The 26,771-nt window shown below is 55.3% G+C and carries 26 protein-coding genes and 1 riboswitch; of the genes, 10 read left to right on the top strand and 16 right to left on the bottom strand.

Translation table 11 applies throughout. From position 1 onward, the window contains the following. Positions 1–97: 97 nt before the first annotated feature. Positions 98–955, top strand: coding sequence for an AraC family transcriptional regulator (locus RDN66_RS11795; protein WP_123652362.1), 858 nt, complete (start codon positions 98–100; stop codon positions 953–955). Here the strand turns inward: RDN66_RS11795 and RDN66_RS11790 are convergent. The 8 genes from RDN66_RS11790 to nudF form a co-directional block, all read right to left on the bottom strand. Continuing rightward, positions 952–2,241 carry a TRAP transporter large permease gene (locus tag RDN66_RS11790; protein ID WP_123652361.1) on the bottom strand — a complete coding sequence of 430 codons (1,290 nt, stop codon included), beginning with the start codon at positions 2,239–2,241 and terminating at the stop codon, positions 952–954. The two genes, RDN66_RS11795 and RDN66_RS11790, sit on opposite strands and share 4 nt — an antisense overlap. Before the next feature lie 12 nt (positions 2,242–2,253). Beyond that, on the bottom strand, positions 2,254–2,802 hold the full coding sequence (locus RDN66_RS11785) for a TRAP transporter small permease (protein ID WP_202217166.1): 549 nt from the start codon (positions 2,800–2,802) through the stop codon (positions 2,254–2,256). Between the two features lie 57 nt (positions 2,803–2,859). Then, positions 2,860–3,837, bottom strand: coding sequence for a TRAP transporter substrate-binding protein (locus tag RDN66_RS11780; protein WP_202217165.1), 978 nt, complete (start codon positions 3,835–3,837; stop codon positions 2,860–2,862). A gap of 287 nt (positions 3,838–4,124) precedes the next feature. Next, on the bottom strand, positions 4,125–6,020 hold the full coding sequence (gene parE, locus RDN66_RS11775) for a DNA topoisomerase IV subunit B (RefSeq protein WP_035893717.1): 1,896 nt from the start codon (positions 6,018–6,020) through the stop codon (positions 4,125–4,127). Positions 6,021–6,047: 27 nt separating this feature from the next. Beyond that, entirely contained in the window at positions 6,048–6,623 is a 576-nt protein-coding gene (gene yqiA, locus RDN66_RS11770; RefSeq protein ID WP_035893716.1) for an esterase YqiA, read from the bottom strand. Beyond that, complete coding sequence (gene cpdA / locus RDN66_RS11765) at positions 6,623–7,450, bottom strand: 3',5'-cyclic-AMP phosphodiesterase (RefSeq protein ID WP_202217164.1); 828 nt, start codon at positions 7,448–7,450, stop codon at positions 6,623–6,625. Before cpdA ends, yqiA begins: the two co-directional genes overlap by 1 nt. A 92-nt stretch (positions 7,451–7,542) precedes the next feature. Then, a complete protein-coding gene (locus RDN66_RS11760) occupies positions 7,543–7,968 on the bottom strand; it encodes a DUF1249 family protein (RefSeq protein WP_035893712.1) in 426 nt (141 codons plus the stop codon). Continuing rightward, on the bottom strand, positions 7,965–8,597 hold the full coding sequence (gene nudF / locus RDN66_RS11755; RefSeq protein WP_035893711.1) for an ADP-ribose diphosphatase: 633 nt from the start codon (positions 8,595–8,597) through the stop codon (positions 7,965–7,967). The genes RDN66_RS11760 and nudF overlap by 4 nt, the downstream gene beginning before the upstream one ends. A gap of 210 nt (positions 8,598–8,807) precedes the next feature. Between nudF and tolC the strand changes: the two genes are divergently transcribed. The 3 genes from tolC to RDN66_RS11740 all read left to right on the top strand — a co-directional run bounded on the left by tolC (position 8,808) and on the right by RDN66_RS11740 (position 12,259). Beyond that, positions 8,808–10,232 (top strand): outer membrane channel protein TolC, encoded by a 1,425-nt coding sequence (tolC, locus tag RDN66_RS11750; protein WP_035893723.1) that lies wholly within the window; start codon positions 8,808–8,810, stop codon positions 10,230–10,232. Between the two features lie 180 nt (positions 10,233–10,412). Next, on the top strand, positions 10,413–11,093 hold the full coding sequence (locus tag RDN66_RS11745) for a DUF1190 family protein (RefSeq protein ID WP_035893710.1): 681 nt from the start codon (positions 10,413–10,415) through the stop codon (positions 11,091–11,093). A 5-nt stretch (positions 11,094–11,098) separates the two neighbouring features. Beyond that, positions 11,099–12,259 (top strand): glutathionylspermidine synthase family protein, encoded by a 1,161-nt coding sequence (locus RDN66_RS11740; protein WP_035893708.1) that lies wholly within the window; start codon positions 11,099–11,101, stop codon positions 12,257–12,259. Between the two features lie 3 nt (positions 12,260–12,262). Here RDN66_RS11740 and ygiD read toward each other — a convergent pair whose 3' ends face one another. Further along, positions 12,263–13,051, bottom strand: coding sequence for a 4,5-DOPA dioxygenase extradiol (gene ygiD, locus RDN66_RS11735; RefSeq protein ID WP_202217163.1), 789 nt, complete (start codon positions 13,049–13,051; stop codon positions 12,263–12,265). Between the two features lie 195 nt (positions 13,052–13,246). Here ygiD and zupT point away from each other — a divergent pair, with 195 nt between their 5' ends. After that, positions 13,247–14,020 carry a zinc transporter ZupT gene (gene zupT / locus RDN66_RS11730; RefSeq protein WP_202217162.1) on the top strand — a complete coding sequence of 258 codons (774 nt, stop codon included), beginning with the start codon at positions 13,247–13,249 and terminating at the stop codon, positions 14,018–14,020. Between the two features lie 64 nt (positions 14,021–14,084). On the opposite strand, the gene ribB is transcribed toward zupT, so the two are convergent. Next, entirely contained in the window at positions 14,085–14,738 is a 654-nt protein-coding gene (gene ribB, locus RDN66_RS11725; protein ID WP_035893704.1) for a 3,4-dihydroxy-2-butanone-4-phosphate synthase, read from the bottom strand. A gap of 106 nt (positions 14,739–14,844) precedes the next feature. Next, positions 14,845–14,994: riboswitch (FMN riboswitch) on the bottom strand. A 121-nt stretch (positions 14,995–15,115) separates the two neighbouring features. Here ribB and RDN66_RS11720 point away from each other — a divergent pair. After that, positions 15,116–15,385 carry an accessory factor UbiK family protein gene (locus RDN66_RS11720; RefSeq protein WP_035893703.1) on the top strand — a complete coding sequence of 90 codons (270 nt, stop codon included), beginning with the start codon at positions 15,116–15,118 and terminating at the stop codon, positions 15,383–15,385. A 71-nt stretch (positions 15,386–15,456) separates the two neighbouring features. Here the strand turns inward: RDN66_RS11720 and hldE are convergent, their stop codons facing one another. The 3 genes from hldE to RDN66_RS11705 are packed head-to-tail and all read right to left on the bottom strand — an operon-like array spanning position 15,457 to position 21,101. Further along, positions 15,457–16,890 carry a bifunctional D-glycero-beta-D-manno-heptose-7-phosphate kinase/D-glycero-beta-D-manno-heptose 1-phosphate adenylyltransferase HldE gene (gene hldE / locus RDN66_RS11715; protein ID WP_035893702.1) on the bottom strand — a complete coding sequence of 478 codons (1,434 nt, stop codon included), beginning with the start codon at positions 16,888–16,890 and terminating at the stop codon, positions 15,457–15,459. Between the two features lie 47 nt (positions 16,891–16,937). Further along, positions 16,938–19,778, bottom strand: a complete 2,841-nt coding sequence (gene glnE, locus RDN66_RS11710) for a bifunctional [glutamate--ammonia ligase]-adenylyl-L-tyrosine phosphorylase/[glutamate--ammonia-ligase] adenylyltransferase (RefSeq protein ID WP_202217161.1) — start codon at positions 19,776–19,778, stop codon at positions 16,938–16,940. Positions 19,779–19,799: 21 nt separating this feature from the next. Then, positions 19,800–21,101, bottom strand: coding sequence for an inorganic triphosphatase (locus tag RDN66_RS11705; RefSeq protein WP_202217160.1), 1,302 nt, complete (start codon positions 21,099–21,101; stop codon positions 19,800–19,802). 234 nt (positions 21,102–21,335) lie between these two features. On the opposite strand from RDN66_RS11705, the gene RDN66_RS11700 reads away from it, so the two are divergent. Both RDN66_RS11700 and RDN66_RS11695 read left to right on the top strand, forming a co-directional pair. After that, positions 21,336–21,956 carry a TIGR04211 family SH3 domain-containing protein gene (locus RDN66_RS11700; protein WP_202217159.1) on the top strand — a complete coding sequence of 207 codons (621 nt, stop codon included), beginning with the start codon at positions 21,336–21,338 and terminating at the stop codon, positions 21,954–21,956. 68 nt (positions 21,957–22,024) lie between these two features. Then, entirely contained in the window at positions 22,025–23,266 is a 1,242-nt protein-coding gene (locus RDN66_RS11695; protein WP_123652352.1) for a multifunctional CCA addition/repair protein, read from the top strand. Between the two features lie 10 nt (positions 23,267–23,276). Here the strand turns inward: RDN66_RS11695 and bacA are convergent, their stop codons facing one another. After that, positions 23,277–24,098 carry an undecaprenyl-diphosphate phosphatase gene (bacA, locus tag RDN66_RS11690; protein ID WP_035893692.1) on the bottom strand — a complete coding sequence of 274 codons (822 nt, stop codon included), beginning with the start codon at positions 24,096–24,098 and terminating at the stop codon, positions 23,277–23,279. Between the two features lie 92 nt (positions 24,099–24,190). Further along, positions 24,191–24,550 (bottom strand): bifunctional dihydroneopterin aldolase/7,8-dihydroneopterin epimerase, encoded by a 360-nt coding sequence (gene folB, locus RDN66_RS11685; protein ID WP_035893690.1) that lies wholly within the window; start codon positions 24,548–24,550, stop codon positions 24,191–24,193. A 107-nt stretch (positions 24,551–24,657) separates the two neighbouring features. Here folB and plsY point away from each other — a divergent pair, with 107 nt between their 5' ends. Then, positions 24,658–25,278: a glycerol-3-phosphate 1-O-acyltransferase PlsY gene (gene plsY / locus RDN66_RS11680; RefSeq protein ID WP_123652351.1), complete on the top strand. Its 621-nt coding sequence runs from the start codon at positions 24,658–24,660 to the stop codon at positions 25,276–25,278. A 155-nt stretch (positions 25,279–25,433) separates the two neighbouring features. Here the strand turns inward: plsY and tsaD are convergent, their stop codons facing one another. After that, complete coding sequence (gene tsaD, locus RDN66_RS11675; protein ID WP_202217157.1) at positions 25,434–26,447, bottom strand: tRNA (adenosine(37)-N6)-threonylcarbamoyltransferase complex transferase subunit TsaD; 1,014 nt, start codon at positions 26,445–26,447, stop codon at positions 25,434–25,436. A 236-nt stretch (positions 26,448–26,683) separates the two neighbouring features. Between tsaD and rpsU the strand changes: the two genes are divergently transcribed. Continuing rightward, on the top strand, positions 26,684–26,771 hold an 88-nt coding region (gene rpsU / locus RDN66_RS11670), incomplete at its 3' end, for a 30S ribosomal protein S21 (protein WP_308537872.1).

Genomic DNA, 26,771 nt, shown 5'->3' with positions numbered 1-26,771 from the left:
TCACAACTGATACTATTCAATGAACCGCCGCTTGATAAAATTTAAAACAGTGGTTTAGTAGTAAGATTAACCCGGCAAAAATTTAAAATTATTGCACATGACTTCGTCCTGGAACGCCGAACATCTGGAGCTGATCACGCTAAATGACGCGGTGGCGTCGTTTAGTCGCCTTTTTGCCAATACCGTACGCTATCAGCACTGGCATCAGTGTCTGGAAATTCTCTATGTCGAAGAAGGGTTTGGCGTGGTGATCGTCGATAATCGCCAGTACACCATGCGCCCCGGCAGGCTCTTTTTCTTCCCGCCGTTCACGCTGCATAAAATCATGGTCGATGAGAAAGCGCAGGATAGTTACCGGCGGACGATTATCCATGTCGATCAGCACGCCATCGCAACGCTGCTGCGCCACTTTCCGGAGAATCATCGCCGCCTACAGGCGCTCTCGGCTCGCGGCCGCCCGGCATTCGTGGCGGATTTAGCCGACCAGCACGCGCACATTGATCACCTGTTCAGCCTGTATGCCTCTATGTCCCACGCCTCCGGGCTCAGCACCGAACAAATCACCTGCATGCTGATGACGCTGTTCAATATGCTGCCGCCTGCGCAGGAAAAAATGCCGGAAGCCGCGCGCGGTATCGCCAGTTCCGTCATGTTCTGGATTGAGGAAAACTATCGGCAGAAGTTCAGCCTCGATGCGCTGGCGCAGGAGTTGGGGAAATCTCGCAGCTATCTGTCGCGCCGCTTTCACGCTGAGACGGGCGAGAATATTCACGATTATCTCAACACCATCCGATTGCGGCGAGCCTGCGAGCTGCTGCTGCACAGCGCGCTGCCGGTAAGTGAGATTGCGGGTCAAGTGGGCTTTTCTGAGGTGACCTACTTTATTAGCTCATTTAAAAAGGGGATCGGTGAGACCCCCTTACAGTATCGAAAAAATCACGTCGCCCGGGCCTAGTGGAAACGTCCCGGCAGCCACAGAGAAATCATCGGAATATAGGTGATGGCAACCAGCACCAGGAACAGTACGCAGTAGAACGGGATCATCGCCTTCACTACCGTTTCAATTTTCTGCCCGCTGACGGCGCTCGCCACAAACAGCACAGAGCCAACCGGCGGCGTGATGAGGCCAATCCCCAGGTTCATCATCATGATGATGCCGAAGTGCACCGGATCGATTCCCAGCGCGACCACCACCGGCAGCAGAATCGGCGTCAGGATCAGAATCAGCGGCGCCATATCCATCAGACAGCCTAACAGCAGTAACATAATGTTGATAATCAACAGGATGACGTACTTATTGTCCGACAGCGACAGCAGCGCGGCGGAAATCTCCTGCGGCAGCCCCACCAGCGTCATCACCGAGCCAAAAGCGGCGGCGAAGGCAATCAGCACCATCACCATAGTGACGGTTTTGATAGTGCGGTGAATCAGCTTCGGGAAGTCCTTAAGCTTATATTCGCGATAAACAAAGAAGGTCACGAACATGGCCCAGATACACGCAATAGCACCCGACTCCGTTGGCGTAAAGAAACCGGAGAGAATGCCGCCGGAGATGATCACAATAGTCACCAGCCCCCAGATGGCATCCGAGGCTATCTTTATCTTGCGCTTCAGTTCAACGCGTTCTTCTTTCGGGTAGTTATTTTTACGTGCGGCAATCAGACACATGACGATAAGCGTCACGCACAGCACCAGCGTCGGGATGATCCCGGCAAGGAACATCGCCGGAATGGTCACCGCCGCCGTGTTCGCCACGATAGCAAACAGCACCGAGTTATGACTCGGCGGCACGAGGATCGCTTGTACCGAGGCGCTGGCGGTCAGCACCGCGCCGAATGAGCGCGGGTAACCTTTACGCTCCATTTCCGGGATCAATACCGATCCGATCGAGGCGGTATCCGCCACCGATGACCCGGAGATGGCGCCAAACAGCGTCGAAGCGAGAATATTCACCAGCGACAAGCCACCGCGTATCCAGCCCACAAATAAGCCGGCAAAGTCCACCAGCCGCCGTGCCATACCGCCTTCCGCCATTATCGCGCCGGCAAAAACGAAGAACGGAATCGTCAGCAGGTTAACGTTATCGGTACTGTGGAAAATGGTGATGATAAGCCCGTCGAGGGAGAAATCAGCGAAGGCAGTGACCACAACCGCGGTCAAGCCAACGGCGTAGGCAACCGGCATACCAATCGCCATTAACGTCACGAAGGTGACGACAAAAATAATCAGCGTTAAGTCCATTATTCTCGCTCCTTAGTGGCCGACTTTCGGCGAGCCAAACTGCACCAGCTCACGATGCGTTTGCGGGCCGCACAGCAGTTTTTCAACCACGAACAGCAGCGTAAAGAACGAGCCCAGCGGAATTGGCAGATGGGTTATCCCGGAGGTTAAAAACGGCAAAGACGGCACCACATCTTCCCAGGCATCCATACAACCGATGATCCCCCAGCGGATGATAAACAGACAGGTCACGAGCATCGCCAGATCGACAAACACCGCCAGCCCTTTTTTCATCAATGGGTTGATATGATCGACCAGCATAGTGATCGCGATATGACTCCCGGCCCGATAGGCCGCCGCGGCCCCCACGAAAGAGAAAGTGATCATACAGATCTGAGATAAAGGCTCCGGCCAACTGGTTGATGCGTGTGGCAGAAAGCTCATCCACTCGGGAAAGTCGGGACGGAAGCGGGCATAGATCCCCACCAGATAAATAAACGTCATAAATAACAGGCTGATCCCTGACAGCCAGATACAGAGCCGATATACAGCATCCATCGCCAGGACATAGTAATTTTTCATTGTTATCCCCAGATCAAAACGGGCAGACCAACCCACGCTGGCCCGCCGCTAAGTGGATTATTTGGTGTCCTGAATTTGCTGCATTAAGTCGCTGAACTGCTTGCCGTATTTCTCGCGAACCGGTGCAGTGGCATCAACAAATGGCTTTTTGTCTACCGGAAGGAATTTGACGCCCTGGCTTTGCAGACGCTGTTTGGATTTCTCCACGTACTCCGCCCACAGCACACGCTCTTCCGCCTGGGCTTCTTTTGCCAGCTTCATGATCAACGCCTGATCGTCCGCCGAGAGTTTGCTCCATTTACGCTTCGAGAAGGCAAGGACTTCCGGGATCATAAAGTGTTCGGTGAGATCGAAATATTTGGTCCCGGCCACCACGTAGTTTTCGGTATCAAAGGTCGGTTCGTTGTTTTCCGCAGCGTCGATCACCCCGGTTTGCAGGCTGGCAAAGACATCGCCGACCGGCAGGACGATCGGGTTCGCACCCAGCGCTTTAAAGGTATCGAGACCGATTGGGTTGTTTTGCAGACGGATCTTCACCCCTTTCAGATCGTCGAGGCTGGTGATCGGCTTTTTGGTGATCAGGCTGCGCGAGCCCGCGTCCATCCAGCCAAGGAAGACCAGGCCAAGGTTGCTGTCGGAGATCTCTTTGGCCAGCGTGTTGCCAATATCGCCATCCAGCACTTTGTGCTGATGATCGGTATCGCGGAACACAAACGGCATGTTGAAGACGCTCACCTGAGGAAGGATGCCACCGACCGGGGCCATGGAAACACGCAGAATATCGATAGCGCCCGCACGGGTTTTCTCGAGCGTAGTGCTCTCGTCACCCATCTGCCCGCTTGGGAACATACGGATGGACAGTCGCCCGTCGGTTTGTTGGCTGAGTTTTTCACCCATGTGAATCACCGCCGCCGTAGTCGGATAGTCAGCCGGGTGTACATCTGAAGCGATGAACACCGTTTTTGCCATCGCCGCCGCAGACCCCATCAGTAACGAGAAAGATAAAACGCTTACTGCTAGTTTTGTTCTTAACATAGACGATTCTCTTTTGATTAAAGATAAAATTCACCATGCGAATCAATTGCCAGCACAGATTGACGTCCATGTTCAGAAGTATGTTTTATATCCAGCGGAAGAATATGGTAGAAGTCATACAACTAAAATGTGACCTGTCATACCAAATTTTAAAATGGCATTTCAGAAAGCGTAGAAATTAGAATTGAATCGATTAATTAAGCGGCGGTTCTGACAATAAAAAAGGAGACGCAAGCGTCTCCTTTTTTATTGTAGGCCGGGTAAGCGAAGCGCCACCCGGCAATTTATCAGGCTTCCAGCTCCGCCATGTCGCCTTTTTCCTGCAGCCAGTTACGACGGTCTTCCGAACGCTTCTTGGCCAGCAGCATGTCCATGGTGGCATCGGTCTGCTGCTCATCTTCATCAGTGATGTACAGCTGCACCAGACGGCGGGTATTCGGATCAAGCGTGGTTTCGCGCAGCTGCATCGGGTTCATTTCACCCAGACCTTTAAAGCGCTGTACGTTCGGCTTGCCTTTCTTGCGCTTGAGCTGCTCCAGCACGCCCGCTTTTTCCTCTTCGGTCAGGGCGTAATACACCTCTTTGCCCAGATCGATACGGTACAGCGGCGGCAGCGCCACGTAGACGTGACCTTCTTTCACCAGCGCACGGAAGTGCTTCACAAACAGCGCGCACAGCAGCGTCGCGATGTGCAGGCCATCGGAGTCCGCATCCGCGAGGATACAGATCTTGCCGTAGCGCAGCTGGCTGAGATCCGAACTGTCCGGATCGATACCGATCGCCACGGAAATATCGTGCACCTCCTGCGAGGCCAGCACTTCATCAGAAGAGACTTCCCAGGTGTTGAGGATCTTACCTTTGAGCGGCATGATCGCCTGATATTCACGATCGCGCGCCTGTTTGGCAGAACCGCCTGCGGAGTCACCTTCGACGAGGAACAGTTCGGTGCGAGCGAGATCCTGCGCGGTACAGTCGGCCAGTTTACCCGGCAGCGCCGGGCCGCTGGTGAGCTTTTTACGCACCACTTTTTTCGCCGCGCGCAAACGACGCTGGGCGCTAGAGATAGCCATTTCGGCCAGCAGTTCAGCGGCCTGAACGTTCTGGTTCAGCCACAGGCTGAAGGCATCTTTCACCACGCCGGAGACAAACGCCGCACACTGACGGGAAGAGAGACGCTCTTTCGTCTGCCCGGCGAACTGTGGATCCTGCATTTTCACCGACAGCACGTAGGCGCAGCGGTCCCAGATATCTTCCGCCGACAGCTTCACGCCGCGCGGAAGAATATTGCGGTATTCGCAGAACTCGCGCATTGCGTCGAGCAGGCCCTGACGCAGACCGTTAACGTGCGTCCCGCCCTGCATGGTCGGGATCAGGTTGACGTAGCTTTCGGTCAGCAGTTCGCCGCCTTCCGGCAGCCACAGCAGCGCCCAGTCGACCGCTTCAGTATCGCCGGAGAAGTTACCAACAAACGGTTTTTCCGGCAGCAGCGGCAGGCCATTCACGGCTTCGCAGAGATAGTCGTTCAGACCGTCGGCATAGCACCAGGTCTGTTCGGTGTCGTTTACTTTGTCTTTAAAGACGATTTCAACGCCGGGGCAGAGTACCGCTTTCGCTTTCAGCAGGTGGCTTAAGCGGGAAACGGAAAAACGCGGGCTGTCGAAGAAGCTTTCATCCGGCCAGAAGTGGACGCTGGTCCCGGTATTGCGTTTGCCGCAGGTACCGGTCACGTGCAGGTCTTCAACCTTGTCGCCGTTTTCAAAGGCAATGGTGTAGATCTGACCATCGCGGCGTACGTTCACCTCAACGCGCTTTGACAGGGCGTTAACCACCGAGATCCCCACGCCGTGCAGGCCGCCGGAGAACTGGTAGTTTTTGTTGGAGAACTTACCGCCCGCGTGCAGACGGCAGAGGATCAGCTCAACGGCGGGCACGCCCTCTTCCGGGTGGATATCGACGGGCATGCCGCGGCCGTCGTCAATCACTTCCAGTGACTGATCGGCATGAAGAATAACCTCAACACGCTTTGCGTGCCCGGCAAGCGCTTCATCCACACTGTTATCAATCACTTCCTGACCAAGGTGGTTAGGACGTGTGGTATCTGTGTACATCCCCGGGCGGCGGCGAACCGGCTCAAGCCCGGTGAGTACCTCAATGGCATCAGCGTTATAAGAAGATTGCGTCATGATCTATTCGTAGGTAGTTGGCGTTGCTTAATGCAACCCCAGGAAATCGATAATCTGTGTGAAGTGATCTTCAAAGCCGGTAAATGCGTGATTACCGCCCTCCTCTACCGTTTGTCGGCAGGAGGCGAAATAGTCCACGGCCTGGCGGTAATCAAGCACTTCGTCGCCGGTCTGCTGAAGCAACCAGATAAGATCCGGCGCCTCCAGTGGGTCAATTTGCATGACTTTGAGATCGTAAATATGGCGTGACTCTAGCACATATTGCTGCCCGGTGTAGGGATTCTCGTTCGGGCCGAGGAAATTCACCAGCAGCTCGAACGGGCGTATCGCCGGGTTCACGACCACGGCTGGCAGCATGTAGCATTGAGACAGCCAGGTGGCGTAATAACCGCCCAGAGATGACCCCACAATGCCCAGCGGCTCACCGCCATATTCCAGCACCAACGCTTCAAGCATCTCCGCCGCTTCCGCCGGGTAAGCCGGTAGCTGGGGAATAACCATGTTCACGTCGGGATAGTGCTCCGCCAGCCACTGCTTAAGCGCAGTAGCCTTGGCAGACCATGGAGAACTGTTGAATCCGTGCAGATAAAGAAGCGTCGCCATCAATAGCCTTCAGATGTGGTATCAGGATGGAATTCGCACCCGGCAAGACGGCAAACTTCGGTGGTTAATGAACCATCGGCATGCAGCTCCAGCCAGCGCCATCCAGGGGAAACGGTATCCAGCGTGAAGTTGGCGCAGTGCGGCTTAAACTGCACGCAGGTTGATGGCGTCGCCATGATACGACGGCCATTCCAGTCAACGTCGAGCTCCTGATGGATGTGTCCACAAAGCAGGTTTTTCACGCGCGGATAGCGTACCAGCACGTTATCCAGCGAAGCGGCGTTACGCAGGCTGTGCTGATCGAGCCAGCTGCAACCCGCCGGCAGCGGATGGTGGTGCAGCAATAGCAGCGTGTGTCGTTCCGGTGCTTCAGCGAGTCGTTTCTCGAGCCACTCGAGTTGGAAATCGCTTAGTTCGCCGTGAGGCACGCCAAAGACCTGACTATCCAGCAGTAGGATCTGCCAGTGCTCGCCTACCATTACGCGCTTGGCCGGGGAGATCCCCGCGTCCTGAAGCGTGCTGTACATGGATGGCTGGAAGTCATGATTACCCGGCAACCAAACGCAAGGCGCAGAAAAGCTCGCGATGCCATCAGCAAAGTGCTGATAGGCCGCGGATGAGTGATCCTGTGCTAAATCGCCCGTCGCAACCACCAGGTCTGCGTCGCGCGCCGAGGCATGAATCGCCTGCAAAACAGCGTGATAGCTTTCCCAGGTGTTCACGCCTAACAGCGTTTCGTCTTTCTTAGCAAACAGGTGAGTATCAGTAATTTGCAGTACCCTGACACTGGCCCCACCAGCCAGAGGAAGGTTTAAAAGGCTTTCCAAATGGTGTCCTTAGGTTTCACGATGCAAACATACACATCATCCTTTCATGCTGCGTCATCGCTGGCAGCGCCTCAGAGACAACCTGAAAGGTGCTATGTACAAACCGGAATCGCCATCGCTCCATGTGCTAAACAGTATCTTAGCCAATCAGCTAAAAACTGATTAATTTGATGCTTTTCGTCGCGTTGATGCAACTTTTTATTTGGATAATCATATCGCGCTTTGAAGCGAAAGATCTGCTGACTTGAACACACTTCAGCCACCATCGCATCGTGATACAGCCGTACGCTCATCGATGGCAGGCTCCAGTAGCTCACCGCCGGGTACGTCTGTTCAATTGTGACCAACGTAGTGTAGCGAGTTGATTCCGTTATCGTTAACCGATATTGCGCATTGGCCACCTGATAGTTCACCATTTCGCCGGCTTCATCAACGCGCGGCAGTAATCGACGTAATTGTGCGAAGTTGGTTTCGCACAGGCGCATCATTTCAGGGAAGTCAGGTGTATAACGCTTCATTTGATCCACTCTTTTCGTAAGTCCTGATAATGCAGCTGTAGCCATTGCAAAGCGATGACAGACGCTGCGTTGTCAATTTTTCCCTCTTCAACACATTGATAAGCGTACTCCCGGCTTACCACATGAACCCGGATATCTTCGTGTTCATCCGCCAGGCCATGAATACCTTTGGCCGTTGTTGCATCCACTTCACCGACCATGATGGTCAGGCGCTCGCTGGTGCCGCCAGGGCTTGCCAGATAACTCAGACACTCTTTAACACGGCCGAGTTCAAGACCAGCCTCTTCTTTTGATTCGCGGCGAGCCACGTCTTCCACGCTCTCGCCCTCTTCAATCATGCCGGCAACCATTTCCAGCAAATAGGGTGTCTCACTGGTGTCGTAAGCCGCAATGCGAACTTGTTCAATCAGCACTACTTCATCACGCACTGGGTCAAAGGGTAGCAAGACTGCAGCGTGACCGCGCTCAAAAATTTCGCGTCGAACTTCGCCGCTCATCTCACCGTTAAATAAACGATGGCGAAAACGGTACACATCTATTGAAAAAAAACCGCGATATACTGTTTCTCGTGCAATAATTTCTACATCGTTTTTCGAGAGGGTAACCACCGGGTTACATGATTTTGTCATGGCCTTGCCTATGCTGTAATTGTGGTGAAATCGTGGATTTAAAGTCTGTTTATCTTAGGTTCCACACTCTCTGTGGTAGATTGGTGCAAATTAACGCCAGATGGCACATTACGACAACTTTTTAACGTGGCAGACTCTGGTACAATCGGCGAATATTTTTTCTGTGAATTAGATCAGCGCTAAGCTTCACAACAAGGAATGCACATGCAAATGAAGAAATTGCTCCCCATCCTTATTGGTCTGAGCCTTACGGGTTTCAGTACAATGAGCCAGGCAGAGAACCTGTTACAGGTCTATCAGCAGGCACGTACCAGTAACCCAGATCTCCGTAAATCAGCAGCAGACCGCGATGCTGCATTCGAAAAGATCAACGAAGCGCGTAGCCCGCTGTTACCGCAGTTGGGTTTGGGTGCCGATTATACCTATACCAATGGCTTCCGCGACAGCAACGGCGTGAACTCCAACGTGACCAGCGGTTCACTGCAGTTAACGCAGTCGCTGTTCGATATGTCTAAATGGCGCGCTCTGACCCTGCAGGAAAAAGCAGCAGGCATTCAGGACGTCACCTACCAGACCGATCAGCAGACGTTGATCCTGAATACCGCCACCGCATACTTTAACGTGCTGAGCGCGATTGACTCGCTCTCCTACACCGAAGCGCAGAAACAGGCGATTTACCGCCAGTTGGATCAAACCACTCAGCGCTTTAACGTTGGCCTCGTGGCGATTACCGACGTGCAGAACGCCCGTTCACAGTACGATACCGTACTGGCGAACGAAGTAACCGCGCGTAACAACCTCGACAACGCCGTTGAAGCGCTGCGTCAGGTCACCGGTAACTACTACCCAGAGCTGGCTTCTCTGAACGTCGACAGCTTTAAAACCGACAAGCCGCAGGGCGTTAACTCGCTGCTGAAAGAAGCGGAAAACCGCAACCTTTCGCTGCTTCAGGCTCGTCTGAACCAGGATCTGGCGCGTGAACAGATTCGCCAGGCGCAGGACGGCCACCTGCCGACGCTGGATTTAACCGCCTCTACCGGGGTGTCCAACACCTCTTACAGCGGTTCTAAAACCAACAGTTCACAGTACAACGACAACGATGCTGGCCAGAACAAAATTGGCCTGAGCTTCTCCCTGCCGCTGTACCAGGGCGGGATGGTTAACTCGCAGGTGAAACAGGCGCAGTACAACTTCGTCGGCGCGAGCGAGCAGCTGGAAAGCGCGCACCGCTCCGTCGTACAGACCGTGCGTTCCTCCTTCAACAACATCAACGCCTCTATCAGTAGCATCAACGCCTATAAACAGGCCGTTGTCTCTGCACAGAGCTCTTTAGACGCGATGGAAGCGGGTTACTCCGTGGGTACGCGTACTATCGTTGACGTGTTGGATGCGACCACCACGCTGTATAACGCGAAGCAACAGCTCTCCAGCGCGCGTTATAACTACCTGATCAACCAGCTGAATATCAAAAATGCGCTGGGTACGCTCAACGAGCAGGATCTGCTTGCGCTGAACAATACGCTGGGTAAAAACGTTGCCACGTCTACCGACAGCGTTGCACCGCAGAACCCGCAGCAGGACGCCTCGGCGGACGGCTACACTTCTCCGGCGACCAGCAAAGCGCGTCTGCGCTAAGGCTTCACGCCGTACCGAAAAGGGTCCGCTTTATGCGGGCCCTTTTTTTATTCTCTTGCGCTAACGTAAGGCAACGTAAAGATCCGCCGCTTTACGCCCTTCTTCGCTTCATTTTCAACCACTCATCCACTATCCTGAGCGTTATTGCAATACCACTCTACTGGGTCCAGGAAGAACACAATGAAACGGACGAACAATATTCAACACGCCGCCTTTCGTAAAAGCTGGGGCGCGCGTCACCTCACTCCGGTCGCATTAGCCGTTACTGCGGTATTCATGCTGGCGGGCTGTGAAAAAACTGACGAAACCGTCACGCTGTATCAGAACGCGGACGACTGCTCTGCGGCAAATCCGGGCAAAAGCGCCGAGTGTAAAACCACCTTCGATAACGCCCTGAAAGAAGCCGAACGTACCGCGCCGAAATACGCCAGCCGTGAAGACTGCGTGGCTGAATTTGGCGAAGGCCAATGTCAGCAGGCACCTGCACAGGCAGGCATGGCACCAGCCAGCGGTGAAAACCAGGCGCAGGCACAAAGCAGCGGCAGCTTCTGGATGCCGCTGATGGCGGGCTACATGATGGGCCGTATGATGAGCGGCGGCATGGGTGGCTACCAGCAGCAGCCGGTCTTCACCTCGAAGAATCCATCCAGCCCGGCCTACGGTAAATACACCGATGCCAGCGGTAAAAACTACGGTGCAGCGCAGCCGGGCCGTTCGATGAACGTACCGAAAACCGCTATGGCACCAAAACCGGCGACCACCAGCACCGTGACCCGCGGCGGCTTCGGTGAGTCCGTTGCCAAGCAGTCCACCATGCAGCGTAGCGCATCAGGCACCACCACCCGTTCAATGGGCGGCTAATTAACATGGAAAGAATCAGCATTACTGAACGCCCGGACTGGCGTGAAAAGGCGACGGAGTACGGCTTCAACTTTCACACCATGTACGGCGAGCCGTACTGGAGCGAAGAAGCCTACTACAAGCTGACGCTGGCGCAGGTTGAAAAACTGGAAGAAGTCACCGCTGAACTGCATCAGCTGTGCCTGAAAGTCGTTGAGCGCGTCATCGCCAGCGATGAGCTGATGGCGAAGTTCCGCATTCCGAAGCACACCTGGACTTTCGTGCGCCAATCATGGCAAACGCAGCAGCCGTCGCTCTACTCGCGCCTCGATCTCGCGTGGGATGGCACCGGTGAACCGAAGCTGCTGGAAAATAACGCCGATACCCCAACCTCACTGTACGAAGCCGCGTTCTTCCAGTGGATCTGGCTTGAAGATCAGATCAACGCAGGCAACCTGCCAGAAGGCAGCGATCAGTTCAACAGCCTGCAGGAAAAGATCATCGAACGCTTCAACGTGCTGCGCGAACAGCACGGTTTCCAGCTACTGCACTTGACCTGCTGTCAGGACACCGTAGAAGATCGCGGTACCGTGCAATACCTGCAAGACTGCGCCGCTGAAGCGGGCGTGGCGACCGAGTTCCTCTATATTGATGAGATCGGTCTGGGCGAGAAAGGTCAGTTTACCGATCTTCAGGATCAGGTTATCAGTAACCTGTTCAAGCTCTACCCGTGGGAATATATGCTGCGCGAGATGTTCTCCACCAAGCTCGAAGACGCTGGCGTGCGCTGGCTGGAACCGGCCTGGAAGAGCATTATCTCTAACAAAGCGCTGCTGCCGCTGCTGTGGGAAATGTTCCCGGATCACCCGAACCTGCTGCCGGCCTACTTTGCCGAAGACAATCATCCGGAGATGGACAAATTCGTGGTGAAGCCGATCTTCTCCCGCGAAGGCGCCAACATTTCGATCGTTGAGAACGGCAAAACCATCGAGCAGGTGGAAGGGCCTTACGGCGAAGAAGGAATGATTGTGCAGCAGTTCCATCCGCTGCCGAAGTTTGGTGATAGCTACATGTTGATTGGTAGTTGGCTGATTAACGACGAACCGGCCGGGATTGGCATTCGTGAGGACAGAGCGCTGATCACGCAGGATCTGTCACGCTTCTATCCCCACATTTTCGTTGAATAATTGCTAGCCGATTAATACCGACAGCATACTCAGGGAGCCCATTTCGATACCGTCTACCGGGATCGTGATGGGCTCTTCGCCATCCCAGGCACCCAGCACATAAAGCAGCGGCAGGAAGTGATCCGCCGTTGGGTTCGACAGCGAACCGCCTTCGTGTGACAGATAGTTCACCAGCGGATGCTGTTCTACCGGCCCTTTCCAGCCCAGGTTTGCCTTCACATAATCGTTGAACGATGTCGCCCATGGATAAGGCGTTGAATCACCGTGCCATTTCGCCGTACGCAAGTTATGCACAACGTTGCCACTCGCCACCAGCATGATGCCTTCATCACGCAGGCTTGCCAGCTTACGACCCATTTCAAAGTGCCACGCCGCCGGTTTTGTGCTGTCGATACTCAGCTGCACCATAGGGATATCCGCATTCGGGTACATCTTAATCAGCACGCCCCAGGAACCGTGGTCAAAGCCCCAGGCTTCTTTGTCCAGCGCCACCGGATCAGGAGCCAGCAGCTCTACCAGCTTCTGCGCCAGCGCCGGGGAGCCCGGAGCCGGGTAATGGGTATCGTAAAGCGCCTGCGGAAAGCCGCCGAAATCATGAATCGTTTTCGGGGTTTCCATCGCCGTCACGCCCGTGCCGCGGGTAAACCAGTGCGCAGACACCACCACGATCGCTTTCGGACGCGGTAAGGTTTCGCCCAGGTGCTGCCAGGTACGGGTATAGAGGTTATCTTCCAGTACGTTCATCGGGCTACCGTGACCTAAAAACAGTGCTGGCATTCGGCTACGAGACATGATGTTATCCTTCCAGAGGGAATAATTGAATAACACCACATTAACCTGTTTTCAGTGAGGATAAACTCAGATAAGCGTGATGATGATCTTCAGAAAATTTGAATGTAAGGATGAAGTAAAGATTAACGTCGCCTCTCGCCAGCCGCGACGATTTTCAATATCATGAATGATAATCATTATCATAAGGAGTAAGCGATGTCGGTACCGCTGATTCTGACATTACTGGCAGGAGCTGCCACCTTTATCGGTGCAATTCTCGGGGTTATCGGGCAAAAACCGTCCAACCGGGTACTCGCCTTTTCACTCGGCTTTGCTGCCGGCATTATGCTGCTTATCTCCTTAATGGAGATGCTGCCCGCCGCGCTTGACGCGCCGGGGATGTCGCCAGTACTGGGTTACGGAATGTTTGTCATTGGGCTGATTGGCTATTTCGCCCTCGATCGCGCCCTACCGCACGCGCATCCGCAGGATCTGATGCAGAAAAACACCCAGCCGCTGCCGCGCAATATTCGCCGCACCGCCATTTTGCTGACCCTTGGCATCAGCCTGCACAACTTCCCGGAAGGCATCGCGACCTTCGTCACTGCCAGCAACAATCTCGAGCTAGGCTTTGGTATCGCGCTCGCCGTAGCACTGCACAATATTCCTGAAGGGCTGGCGGTCGCCGGGCCGGTCTATGCCGCAACGGGTTCAAAGCGTAAAGCGGTTTTCTGGGCGGGGATTTCCGGTATGGCGGAAATACTGGGCGGCGTGCTGGCGTGGGCGATTCTCGGCAGCATGGTGTCACCGGTGCTGATGGCCTCGATTATGGCGGCAGTCGCCGGGATTATGGTCGCCCTTTCCGTGGATGAACTCATGCCGCTGGCCAAAGAAATAGACCCTAACAATAACCCAAGCTACGGCGTCCTGTGCGGAATGTCGGTGATGGGAATGAGCCTGGTGATTCTGCAATCGATGGGCATTGGCTGACGACAGACAATAAAAAAGCCCGGTGCGTATCGCAAACCGGGCTTTATCACGTAGGCCGCTAAAATCAGCTGGCTTTACGCTCGTGCTCACGACGGTATGCCACCAGGTCTTCAATGGTGACCAGCGCCATATTGTGTTCTTTCGCAAACTTGATGCATTCTGGCGCACGCGCCATGGTGCCGTCGTCGTTGGTCAGTTCACACAGTACGCCAGCCGGTTTAAAACCTGCCAGAGAAACCAAGTCGATCGTCGCTTCCGTGTGACCACCACGGGTCAGCACGCCACCCGGCTGCGCGCGCAGTGGGAAAACGTGGCCAGGACGGTTCAGGTCGGAAGGTTTCGCGTTGTCGGCAATTGCCGCGCGAACGGTAGTCAGACGGTCAGCGGCGGAAACGCCGGTGGTCACGCCGTGAGCCGCTTCGATAGTGACGGTAAAGCCGGTGCCGTAAGCGCTGGTGTTGTTTTCTACCATCATCGGCAGATCCAACTGTTTACGACGTTCGTCGGTGAGACACAGACAAACGATGCCGCTACCGTGACGGATAGTCAGCGCCATTTGTTCAACGGTCATGTTTTCGGCGGCAAAGATCATGTCGCCTTCGTTCTCGCGATCTTCGTCGTCCAGCACCATCGCACCGCGACCTTCGCGCAGAGCAATCAGCGCGTTTTCAACGCGTTCGAACGGAGTACCAAAAGAGGAAAGTAGCGTCTGATTCATGGTAAAAAAACCTCATTAATATTATGGTTACCAGAATCAGGGCAGTCTTAGGAGTGCCGATAAACGGCAAATGGATAACGCGAGCGGGCTCTTGACCCAACTGAATCGTTACTCTCTCCCATCCGGACTCTAACCGTCGGCCCCGGAATTACACCGGATCTGCTGACCTTCCCATGTTCATAGGAAGCGCTCGCGGGCTTTCAGCCGTAGCTGATTTACCGCCGGTGGGGAATTTCGCCCCGCCCTGAGAATAAGCGTACTTACTATAACGCCAATGACTATCTTCGGCAATGCATAAGCTTCGAACAATTCTGGTTTATCGCACCGGGATAAGACACTACAATAACGTTCATGCCGACAGAATCAGGGAACAAGAGATGATCGACCCGAAAAAAATTGAACAAATCGCCCGCCAGGTCCACGAATCCATGCCGAAAGGCCTGCGTGAGTTCGGGGATGATATTGAAAAGAAAGTTCGTCAGGTGATCCAGTCACAGCTGACGCGTCTTGATGTGGTGAGCCGTGAAGAGTTTGACGTGCAGACTCAGGTTCTGCTGCGTACGCGTGAGAAGCTGGCGCTGCTGGAACAGCGGATTAGCGAGCTGGAAAACCGCGCTGCGGCACCGGTCGTAGACGACAAAGAGTAAGAATACAGCCCCCTCACCCCGGCCCTATCCTCCACGGGGAGAGGGTTAGGGTGAGGGGGAAATTTAGCGCACTACTTCTCGCTATCTTTCTGAATCTTCTTGATAATATTGGTCGTAGAACAACCATCTTCAAAGTTCAGCACCAGCACTTCACCGCCATTCGCCCACACTTCTTCGCTACCGGCAATTTGCTCTGGCTTATAGTCGCCGCCTTTGACCAGACGATCCGGCAGGATCTCGGCAATCAGACGCTGCGGGGTATCTTCTTCAAATGATACGACCCAGTCCACGGACTCCAGCGCGCCCAACACAATCATGCGCTGATCCAGCGGGTTAACCGGGCGGGTTTCACCTTTCAGACGTTTGGTAGAAGCATCGCTGTTTACCGCAACAATCAGACGATCGCCCAACTTACGCGCGTTAGCCAGATAGGAGACGTGCCCCGCGTGCAGAATATCGAACACGCCGTTGGTCATCACCACTTTCTCGCCACGGCGACGGGCAGCGGCAACCGCATTTTTCAGCTCTTCTTCGCTCATTACGCCAAAACCGGTATCCGCGCGACCGCGCACAGCATTCTCCAGTTCGATTGGCGAAACGGTAGAAGTACCCAGTTTGCCCACAACGACACCCGCCGCAGCGTTAGCAAAGAAGCAGGCCTCTTCCAGCGTTTTGCCAGAGGCCAACGTCGCCGCCAGTACACCGATAACGGTATCGCCTGCACCGGTCACATCGTACACTTCCTGAGCCTGCGTTGGCTGATGCAACGGCGCTTTGCCCGGCTGCAGCAGCGTCATACCCTGCTCGGAACGTGTCACCAGCAGCGCAGCGAGATCGTAATCAGCAATCAGCTTCATGCCCCGTTCAACGATCTCCGCTTCGTCCTTGCACTTACCAACCACCGCTTCAAACTCAGAGAGGTTCGGCGTCAGCAGCGTTGCGCCACGATAGCGTTCGAAATTGGTGCCCTTCGGATCGATAAGCACTGGCACATTTGCTTTGCGCGCCAGCTGAATCATCTGCTGAACGCTTTCCAGCGCGCCTTTAGCGTAGTCAGACAGTACCAGTGCGCCTACGCTCGGCAAACTGCTCTGAATGCGGTCATGCAGCGGCTGTGGATCAACGCCGGCAAAGCCTTCTTCAAAGTCCAGACGAATCAACTGCTGATTACGCGACAGCACGCGCAGCTTGGTGATCGTCGGGTGCGTCGGTACGGAAACGAAGTCACATTTCACGTTGACGTCGGCCAGCGCTTTATTCAATGCGCGTGCGGCATCATCGATACCGGTCAGACCGACCAGACGTGAACCTGCCCCTAGGGACGCAATGTTCATCGCCACGTTTGCCGCGCCGCCCGGGCGTTCTTCTATAGTTTCCACTTTCACAACGGGGACCGGGGCTTCCGGGGAAATACGGCTGGTTGGACCATACCAATAGCGATCCAGCATGACGTCGCCAACCACCATCACTCCTGCGCGTTCAAATTCCGGCAGCGTTACTTTCATTCTTGTCTCCTGAGAGAATCAAAATTTTGGCGCGATAATAGCACATTTCACGGTTGAACCAGCCACTTCTGCCAACTGGCACTGACTAGTTCACGCTCCCGCACGAAGCTTGATAAATCGACATTTCCCGGCAGCTCCTGAAGCGCCAGGTGATGTAATGCATCGCGCAACGTGGTGTAGGCACGGGTGAGTGCCTGTGCTTCGTGCTCGTCCATAATGTCGTTTTGCGCTAGCAGTTCGAGAATACGCACGTTATCCGACCAACGGGTCAGCTTCGGCTTCTCGTGGGCATAGCGCAGCACCAGATACTGGGTGATAAATTCAATATCCGTTATCCCACCCGCATCGGTTTTAATATCAAAACGGTCGCGCTGCTTGCCGCCCAGATGCGCGCGCATTTTTTCACGCATCTCGCGCACTTCGGTTTGCAGCGCCGCGCTTTCACGCGAAGTGGTCAGAATACGTCGACGGATCTCGTCGAACTGCTGCTGCAGCTGCGGGTCGCCGTAGACCACGCGGGCGCGCACCAGCGCCTGATGCTCCCAAGTCCACGCTTCGTTTTGCTGATAATCAGCAAACGATTCAGCGGTGGTTACCAGCATACCCGCCGCGCCGGAGGGGCGCAGACGCGCATCGACTTCATACAGAATGCCAGACGAAGTACGCGTGCTGAACAGGTGCATAATGCGCTGCGCCAGACGCAGATAGAACTGACGACCGTCGATTTCCCGTTCGCCGTCGGTCATGGCGTCCATCGGGCAGTCGTGCAGGAAGACCAGATCCAAATCTGAGCTATAGCCCAGCTCCCATCCGCCGAGCTTGCCGTAACCAATCACTGCAAACCCGCGCCCGTGACGCTCCCGAAGATGGGTTGGCTGTCCATAGCGCGCCACCATCTGCACCCACGCCTGCTGGACCACGGCATCAATCATCGCTTCCGCAAGCCAGGTTAAGTGGTCGCTGACCTTCATCACCGGCAACGTACCGGCGATATCGGCGGCGGCAATGTGCAGCAACTGCGCCTGCTTAAACTGACGCAGGGCTTCCAGCTGCTGCTCTTCGTCCTCTTCCGGTACGCGCAGCAGATACTGACGCAGCTCGTCACGATAAGCATCGGTCGCCGTCGGCTGATAGAGCGTGTTCGGGTCAAGCAGCTCATCCAGCAGCAGCGGGTAGCGCGCAAGCTGGCTTGCCACCATCGGCGACGCGGCGCACAGGCGGATAAGATGCTTTAAGGTGCCGGGGTATTCGCTTAACAGCTCGAGGTAAGTGGTACGAGTAACAATGCCGCTCAGCAGCGGGGTAATGCGCGTAAGCAATACCGTGGCATCTTCACGCGAGCACACTTCGCTCAGCAGATGCGGCATCAGCGAGTCAAGCACCTGACGCCCACGCGGGCCAATGGTGCGCTTATCCAGCTCTTTGCGGAAGTCGGCAATTTGCGACAGAACGCGGTGGCGGTCGTCGTTGCTTAGATGCACCAGCCCCGACGGAGAATCATCTTCCTGCAGGGTATCCTGCCATAGCTCACGCCAGGACTCCGAAAGCTGTTCTTCCTGCGAGGGCTCTTCATCGTCGCCGATAAGCTCGTTAAAGACGCGACGCACTTCCGCCATCAAAGTATCCAGCCGCTCGGTCAGCGAGGCCCAATCGGAAAAATGCATTCCCCACGCCAGACGGGCGCGGTTGAGGTCATCGCCAGGCAGCGTCTGCGTCTGTTCGTCGTTGATGCTTTGCAGCAGGTTTTCAAGGCGGCGTAAGAACAGATACGCCTCACGCAGCGCCTGCGCGTCGGTTTCCGACAGCAGATTCAGGGTTTCAATGGCTTTGAGCGTCGGCAGCAGCGAGCGGCTTTGCAGCGTCGGCTCACGCCCGCCGCGGATCAGTTGAAAGACCTGAACGATAAACTCGATTTCGCGAATGCCGCCCGCGCCAAGCTTGATGTTATCTTTCAAACCCCGGCGGCGTACTTCGCGGGTGATCATCCCTTTCATATTACGCAGCGACTGGATCACGCTGAAGTCGATATAGCGGCGGAAGACAAACGGCCGCAGCATGGCCCGCAGCTCGCTGGTGTACACGCCGTCGTCATCGCCCATGATCCGCGCTTTGACCATGGCATAGCGCTCCCAGTCGCGCCCCTGCTCCTGGTAATAGTCTTCCAGCGCGGCAAAGCTCAGCACCAGCGGCCCGCTGTCGCCAAACGGCCGCAGACGCATATCAACGCGGTAGACGAAACCGTCCTGCGTCGGTTGATCCAGCACCTTAATCAGGCGCTGGCCGAGGCGGGTAAAGAACTGGGCGTTATCCAGTTCGCGACGCCCGCCCTGGGTACTGCCGTGTTCTGGCCAGGCAAAGATCAGGTCGATATCGGAGGAGAAATTCAGCTCTCCGCCGCCCAGCTTGCCCATCCCGAGGATCAGCAATGGCTGCGGCACGCCATCCGCACTGCACGGCGTGCCCCAATCGCGACAGCAGGCCTCGTAGAGCCAGTTGCGCGCGTTAACGATCAGCGTTTCCGCCAGATGGCTCAGCTGCTGGAGCGTATCTTCTTCGGAGACCTGCGACAGCGCCTGCGCCCAGGCAATGCGTACCATCACCCGGCGGCGAAACAGCCGCAAGACGCGCATCAGCGCCGTTTCATCGTAAACCTCAGCCAGCTCCGCCTGGAGCCAACCCGCATATTGCCGCCACTCATCCGCCTGCGGCGGGTCGCTTTCTAGCGACGCCAGCCACTCGGGGTGCGCCGTTACACTTTGCTGAACAAAATCACTAAAGGTGAAAACAGCCTGCGCTTCAACGCCAAGCGACCCGATAGGAAAATCATCCGGGGCTCGCTCAACGAGCGTTTGCCAGTGCTGCTGTAACTGCGAAGAAAGCGGCGTCATACGCGGGTTCCCTGAAGTTAATTAACGTTTTCCGCTGTGTAGCCAGAATGGCTCGACCGACAGAGCCTCATTACGGAAATGTTCAATTTCAATGTGCTGGCGAGTTTCAATCGCATGGCGCAAGCCCTGCCAGTTCGCCAGCCAGCGTTCAGCCTGGTCGGTATCGTAATAGCCCGCCAGCAGCTGAACGGTGTTGATATCGCGGATCAGGCGCGGCAGTTGATCGCCGTAAGCATCACCCAACGGGTAAGCAAAAACGGTGCGCAACTCAGCGGCCTGACGAGAAAGATGAATATCGGCAAAGCGCTTAAATGAGTCGGCCATTTTGGCTTCTGCTTTAGCGTCCAGGAATGCTTCCCAGCCGCGCAGTACCAGCCATTCGGTGTAAGCAAGCTTCGTCAGCGCCGTCTCACGGCTGAATACCGCGTCGTGTGCGGATGCCTCGCTCGCCATCAGCGCATCAATCTGGGTTAGCCCATCGCGCAGCGCGGCGCTGGCCTTACGCGGCACAATGCCGCCAAACAGCGTCAGAATATGGCGCACCAGGCCCAGCGCATTCAGCACTTCCACTTTTGCCTTTTTGTTGCCGCGCAGCCACAGTTCTTCGTGGTACTGCCAGTGGGCGAGCGCTTTTTCCAGCGCAGCTTCCAGCGCCTGGCCTACCGTCGCTTTCGGCGGCAGTGAAAGAATGCTCAGCGGTTTCATCGCGCGCGCTTCATTGCCCTGCGCCAGATGGTATCCGCGAGCGGCTTTGCTCAGGCTGCCTTGACGCAGCAGGCCGGTTTCCGCCAGCTGTTTCGCCAGCGCCAGCACGTCGGCGGTCTCGCCGTTCAGCAGTTCAAGCTCCAGTTCGCAGATAGCTTCCTGATGCTCACCGGCTTTAACGTCGCCCAGATCCAGCGCGACCTCAATGCGGCTTTTCCCCTGTGACACCACCCATTTCTCGCGAAGGAAATCGGTGCTGAACAACGGCTGCACCTGCTCCGCTAGCCCTTCCGGCATCTCACCGTTCGGCCAGACTTCTGCTGGCAGCTTATCGAGCGCCAGCTCGGGAGTACTGATATCAATATTGTATTCCGGGCGCTGGTGCAGCCCGCCCACGGTGCGCCCGGCGATTTTCATCGTCATCTCATAGCGACCGTTATCGCCGCGAATGCGCAGCCCCATATCGTGGCGGCGCAGCCAGTTATCGGCGGTTTCGTAGTAGATATTCAGTAACTGAGTTGCAGGCGTGTGCTCTGCATCGAGGGTGTTAAGGTGGTTACGCAGCGTCTCAACGCCAGCGTTATCGACAATAAATTTTAATTCGATTTCTTGAGCCATGATTGAATTCTTGTGGTTTCGTTGCCCGGAAATACCTTTGTGGCGAACTTACAGGTATTCTTTTTGTCAGTAGATAGTATTTTGCGACAAATTGCCATGCAATGCGCAATTTGTCGGGCTAATCGCTGATGGCGTTTTTTCCTCCTGGAGGATTCTGATTGCCGCAGAATGCTTTGCGTCGTCAGACTGTTGCCACTACTATCGTTCCACTTTTATGACAAAAACGATGATCTGATGCCAAAATTACGCTTAATTGCCATTACTTTACTGACACTTACCGCTTCCACCATCGCGCACGCTGATGAAAAGCGCTACGTTTCCGACGAATTGAACACCTGGGTCCGCAGCGGTCCGGGTGATAACTACCGCCTGGCGGGCACCGTGAACGCCGGCGAAGAAGTGACATTGCTGCAGACCAACGATGCCACCCAGTACGGTCAGGTTCGCGACAGCAACGGCCGCACCGCCTGGATCCCGCTGAAAGAACTGACCGCTACGCCTAGCCTGCGTACCCGCGTGCCGGATCTGGAAAATCAGGTCAAAACCCTGACCGATAAGCTCAACAATATCGACACCACCTGGAACCAGCGCACCGCAGAAATGCAGAAAAAGGTCGCCCAGAGTGATAGCGTGATTAATGGTTTAAAAAATGAAAACCAGAAGCTTAAGAATGAGCTTATTGTCGCGCAGAAAAAAGTGAACGCCGCTAACCTGCAGCTGGATGACAAACAACGCACCATCATTATGCAGTGGTTTATGTACGGCGGCGGTGTGCTGGGTATGGGCTTGATCCTGGGCCTGGTTCTGCCGCACATCATTCCGAGCCGTAAGCGCAAAGATCGCTGGATGAACTAACCCCGATTCGCGTTCTCAGTGCTTCTTTCGTATTATCCAGAAAGAATAATGTCGAGGAGAAGCGTGGCGTGAAGAGTTATCTGGTCGGTGGTGCAGTTCGAGACGGGTTGTTAGGACTACCGGTCAAAGATAAAGATTGGGTGGTGGTTGGCGCTACGCCACAGCAAATGCTCAACGCGGGCTACCAGCAGGTAGGCCGCGATTTTCCTGTATTCCTCCACCCAGAAAGCCACGAAGAGTACGCGCTTGCCCGCACCGAGCGTAAATCGGGCTCGGGCTACACCGGCTTTACCTGCTATGCCGCGCCGGACGTCACGCTGGAGCAGGACCTGCTGCGCCGCGATTTAACCGTCAACGCGCTGGCTCAGGATGCCGACGGTACGATTATCGACCCTTACGGTGGTCAGACCGACCTCCAGCAGCGCATTCTGCGCCACGTTTCCCCTGCTTTCGGTGAAGACCCACTTCGTGTGCTGCGCGTCGCGCGCTTTGCCGCGCGCTATGCCCATCTGAGTTTCCGTATTGCCGATGAAACCATGACGCTGATGCGCGAAATGACCGACGCTGGCGAGCTCGCGCATCTGACGCCAGAGCGCGTATGGAAAGAAACAGAAAATGCGCTCGGCACGCGTAACCCACAGGTGTTCTTCCAGACGCTTCGCGACTGCGGCGCGCTGAAGGTTTTATTCCCGGAAATTGATGCACTGTATGGCGTACCGGCACCAGAAAAATGGCATCCGGAAATTGATACCGGCGTGCATACGTTAATGACGTTGACGATGGCAGCAATGCTGAGCCCGGAAATTGATGTGCGCTTCGCCACGCTGTGCCACGATTTAGGCAAAGGCCTCACGCCAAAAGAATTCTGGCCGCGTCATCATGGCCACGGCCCGGCGGGCGTGAAGCTGGTTGAACAGCTCTGCCAGCGCCTGAAGGTACCCAACGAGATGCGCGACCTGGCAAAGCTGGTTGCCGAGTTCCACGACCTCATCCATACCCTGCCTATTCTGCAGCCCAAAACGCTGGTGAAGCTGTTTGACTCGATCGACGCCTGGCGTAAACCACAGCGCGTTGAGCAGATTGCGCTGACCAGCGAGGCAGACGTGCGGGGTCGTACCCACTTTGAAGCCTGTGACTATCCGCAAGGGCGCTTGCTCCGCGAAGCCTGGCTGGCGGCGAAAGCCGTGGGTAATAAAGAAGTTATCGACGATGGCTTTAAAGGGCCGGAGATTCGTGAAGAACTGACGCGCCGTCGTATTCTGGCGGTAGCAAACTGGAAGGAAAAGCGCTGCCCTCAGCCCAAAGACTGAGGGCTCTTCATCAGAAGAAGACCACGTAGACGGCGGCCGCCACAATGAAGCGGTAGATAGCAAACGGAATAAACGAAATCCGTTTCACGAGCTGCAGGAAAGTTTTAATCGCCACCAGCGCAACCAGGAAAGCCATCACAAAACCTACCGCAAACATCGGGATGTCGGCGGCGGTCAGGAAGTGCCAACTCTTGTAGAGATCCAGCACCGTCGCGCCCATCATCATCGGCACCGCCAGCAGGAACGAGAACTCAGAGGCCGCGTAGCGACTCACGCCCATCAGCATACCGCCGGAAATCGTCGCCCCGGAGCGGGAGAAGCCTGGCCACAGTGCGAGACACTGGAAGCAGCCAATCGCAAAGGCCTGACGGTAGCTCATATCATCAATGCCCACCGCGCTTGGTTTTTTCGGTTTCAGCAGCTCGGCGGCGATTAACAGCAGGCCGCCCACAATCAGGGCGTACATCACGTTAACCGGGTTAAACAGCGATTTAATTTTATCGTGCAGCACTAATCCCAGTACCACTGCGGGGATCATGCCAAGCAGAATATGAATCAGCGATAAACGCCCGGAGCCTTCACCTTCGTGAACCGGCGGACGCCCGAAGTTAATGCCAATCAGCCCAAACAGGCGGCGCCAGAACATCACCACCACGGCCAGAATCGAACCTAGCTGGATAACCACTTCAAAGGTATCCGCCGTTTCTCCTTCAAACCCCAGTAGGTGACCTACGATTATCATATGTCCGGTACTGGATACGGGCAGAAACTCCGTCAGTCCTTCGACCACACCCAAAATTGCCGCGACCAGCAGCGAGTGTATATCGCTCATTAATAAACCCTTAAAAAGTAAACAATAAAATAAACCCGGCACTATGACCGGTATAAATCACTTTGGTTTAAATAATATTACTGCTGATACTTTTATTTCAGATTATGGCCACGCTCAATGATAACGCCGACGTTCGCCGCGCGGGCGACTGCACCCGGCTTGCTCACTTTGATGCGCACCCACGGGGAGTTAAAGCGAGACATCAGCAGCTCGGCGACTTCTTCCGCCACGCGTTCGACCAACGCAAAACGGCTGCCTTCGACATGCTTAACCACCGCTTCGCTGATATCCGCGTAGCTCAGGCAGTCATCCACGTTGTCGCTGGCGGCGGCTTTACGGTTATCCCAGCCTAATTCGATATCGAACACCAGCTTCTGTTCAATGGTTTGTTCCCAGTCATAAACACCAATAGTGGTGATTACCGAAAGTTGCTCTATAAATACAATATCCATCACGACCTGCTTGGTTTTAGGCTAAACCGGATACCACTTCCGGCGAATTATGCGTATTATCCACAGATGCAGAGAATACTTCGACATTTTCAAAATGGAACAGCGTTATGAGTGCAATCGAGCCTGGAATGATCCTCCTCGCCTACCTTTGCGGCTCAATTTCCAGCGCCATTCTGGTCTGCCGCATCGCGGGGTTACCTGACCCTCGCACCAGTGGTTCCGGTAATCCCGGGGCCACTAACGTGTTACGCATCGGCGGAAAAGGCGCAGCCGCAGCCGTGCTGATTTTCGACATCCTGAAAGGGATGCTGCCCGTTTGGGGCGCGTATGCCCTTGGCCTTTCTCCATTCTGGCTAGGCCTGGTGGCGATTGCCGCCTGTCTGGGCCACATCTGGCCGGTATTTTTCCATTTCCAGGGCGGTAAAGGTGTTGCTACCGCTTTCGGCGCCATTGCGCCTATCGGCTGGGATCTCACCGGCGTGATGGCCGGGACCTGGCTGCTGACTATTTTACTCAGCGGCTATTCTTCGCTTGGCGCCATCGTCAGCGCGCTGGTCGCGCCGTTTTACGTCTGGTGGTTTAAACCTCAGTACACCTTCCCGGTATCGATGCTCTCATGCCTGATTCTGTTGCGTCATCATGACAATATTCAGCGCCTATGGCGACGTCAGGAGACAAAAATCTGGGCTCGTTTGAAAAAGCGTAAGCAGAAGAAAGAAGAAGAGTAGCAGAGGAATTGACGTAGCCCGGCAGAGCTTCGCGACGCCGGGACAGCCCCGGGGTCGGCGTAAACGCCTCGCCCGGGCTACAAGTTGCTCCGGCGTGTTTACCTTGTCTGTAGGCCGGATAAGGCGTTTACGCCGCCGCCGCCATCCGGCATCTTTTACGCGGCTGGCAGTTCAGCCAGCGGCCAGCGCGGACGAACGGTCACGCCCAGCGATTCATTCACGCCGGTTTTCAGACGCACCATCCCCGCATAGGCAATCATCGCGCCGTTATCGGTACAGAACTCAGGACGTGCATAGAACACTTCGCCGCGACGTTTTTGCATCATTTCTGCCAGCTTCGCGCGCAGCGTACGGTTGGCGCTCACGCCGCCCGCCATCACCAGACGCTTGAAGCCGGTTTGATCCAGCGCGCGCTTGCACTTGATCATCAGCGTATCTACCACCGCATCTTCAAATGCACGGGCAATATCAGCGCGAGTTTGGTCGTCAGCCTCGTTATTACGAATGGTATTAGCCGCGAACGTTTTCAGGCCAGAGAAGCTGAAGTCCAGCCCCGGGCGGTCGGTCATCGGACGCGGGAAGACAAAGCGCCCTTCCGTGCCCTGCGACGCCAGTTTCGACAGCATCGGGCCACCTGGGTAGTCCAGACCGAGCAGCTTCGCCGTTTTATCAAACGCTTCACCCGCCGCATCGTCGATCGACTCGCCGAGCAGCGTGTATTCACCGATACCGGTCACGCTAATCAGCTGCGTATGGCCGCCGGAAACCAGCAGCGCCACAAACGGGTATTCAGGTGGGTTATCTTCCAGCATCGGCGCCAGAAGGTGTCCTTCCATATGGTGTACAGGAATAGCCGGCACGTTCCAGGCAAACGCCAGCGAGCGACCAACGGTTGCGCCAACCAGCAGCGCCCCGACCAGACCCGGACCTGCGGTATAGGCCACAGCATCAATATCTTTCGCCGTCAGATTAGCCTCTTTTAAGGCCTCCTGAATCAGCGGCACCGTTTTACGCACGTGGTCGCGCGAAGCCAGTTCAGGCACCACGCCGCCGTAGTCAGCGTGTAATTTCACCTGACTATACAGTTGGTTGGCTAACAGACCTTTTTCGTCGTCATAAATTGCGATGCCGGTTTCATCGCAGGATGTTTCAATACCCAGTACACGCATGGCTATATTTACCTCGTTTCAATACCGCGCAGTTTAGGTTTTCTATCCCGGCTTGTAAAACATTGTTCGCCCCAGCAAGCTGCCTCGTGTATACTCCTCACCCTTAAAAAGTTCATTTCAAAAAAGGCACCGGTGCTTTACAAAGCAGCAGTAGTTGCAGTAAAATTCCGCACCATTTTGAAATAAGCTGGCGCTGATGCCAGCAGCAAACCGAATTAATCAAAGGTGAGAGGCACATGCCGGTAATTAAAGTACGTGAAAACGAGCCGTTCGACGTAGCTCTGCGTCGCTTCAAGCGTTCCTGCGAAAAAGCAGGTGTTCTGG

The sequence above is a fragment of the uncultured Kluyvera sp. genome, from assembly GCF_902485085.1.
Classification (GTDB): domain Bacteria; phylum Pseudomonadota; class Gammaproteobacteria; order Enterobacterales; family Enterobacteriaceae; genus Kluyvera; species Kluyvera ascorbata.
This window is presented reverse-complemented; position numbering and strand designations above follow the sequence as displayed.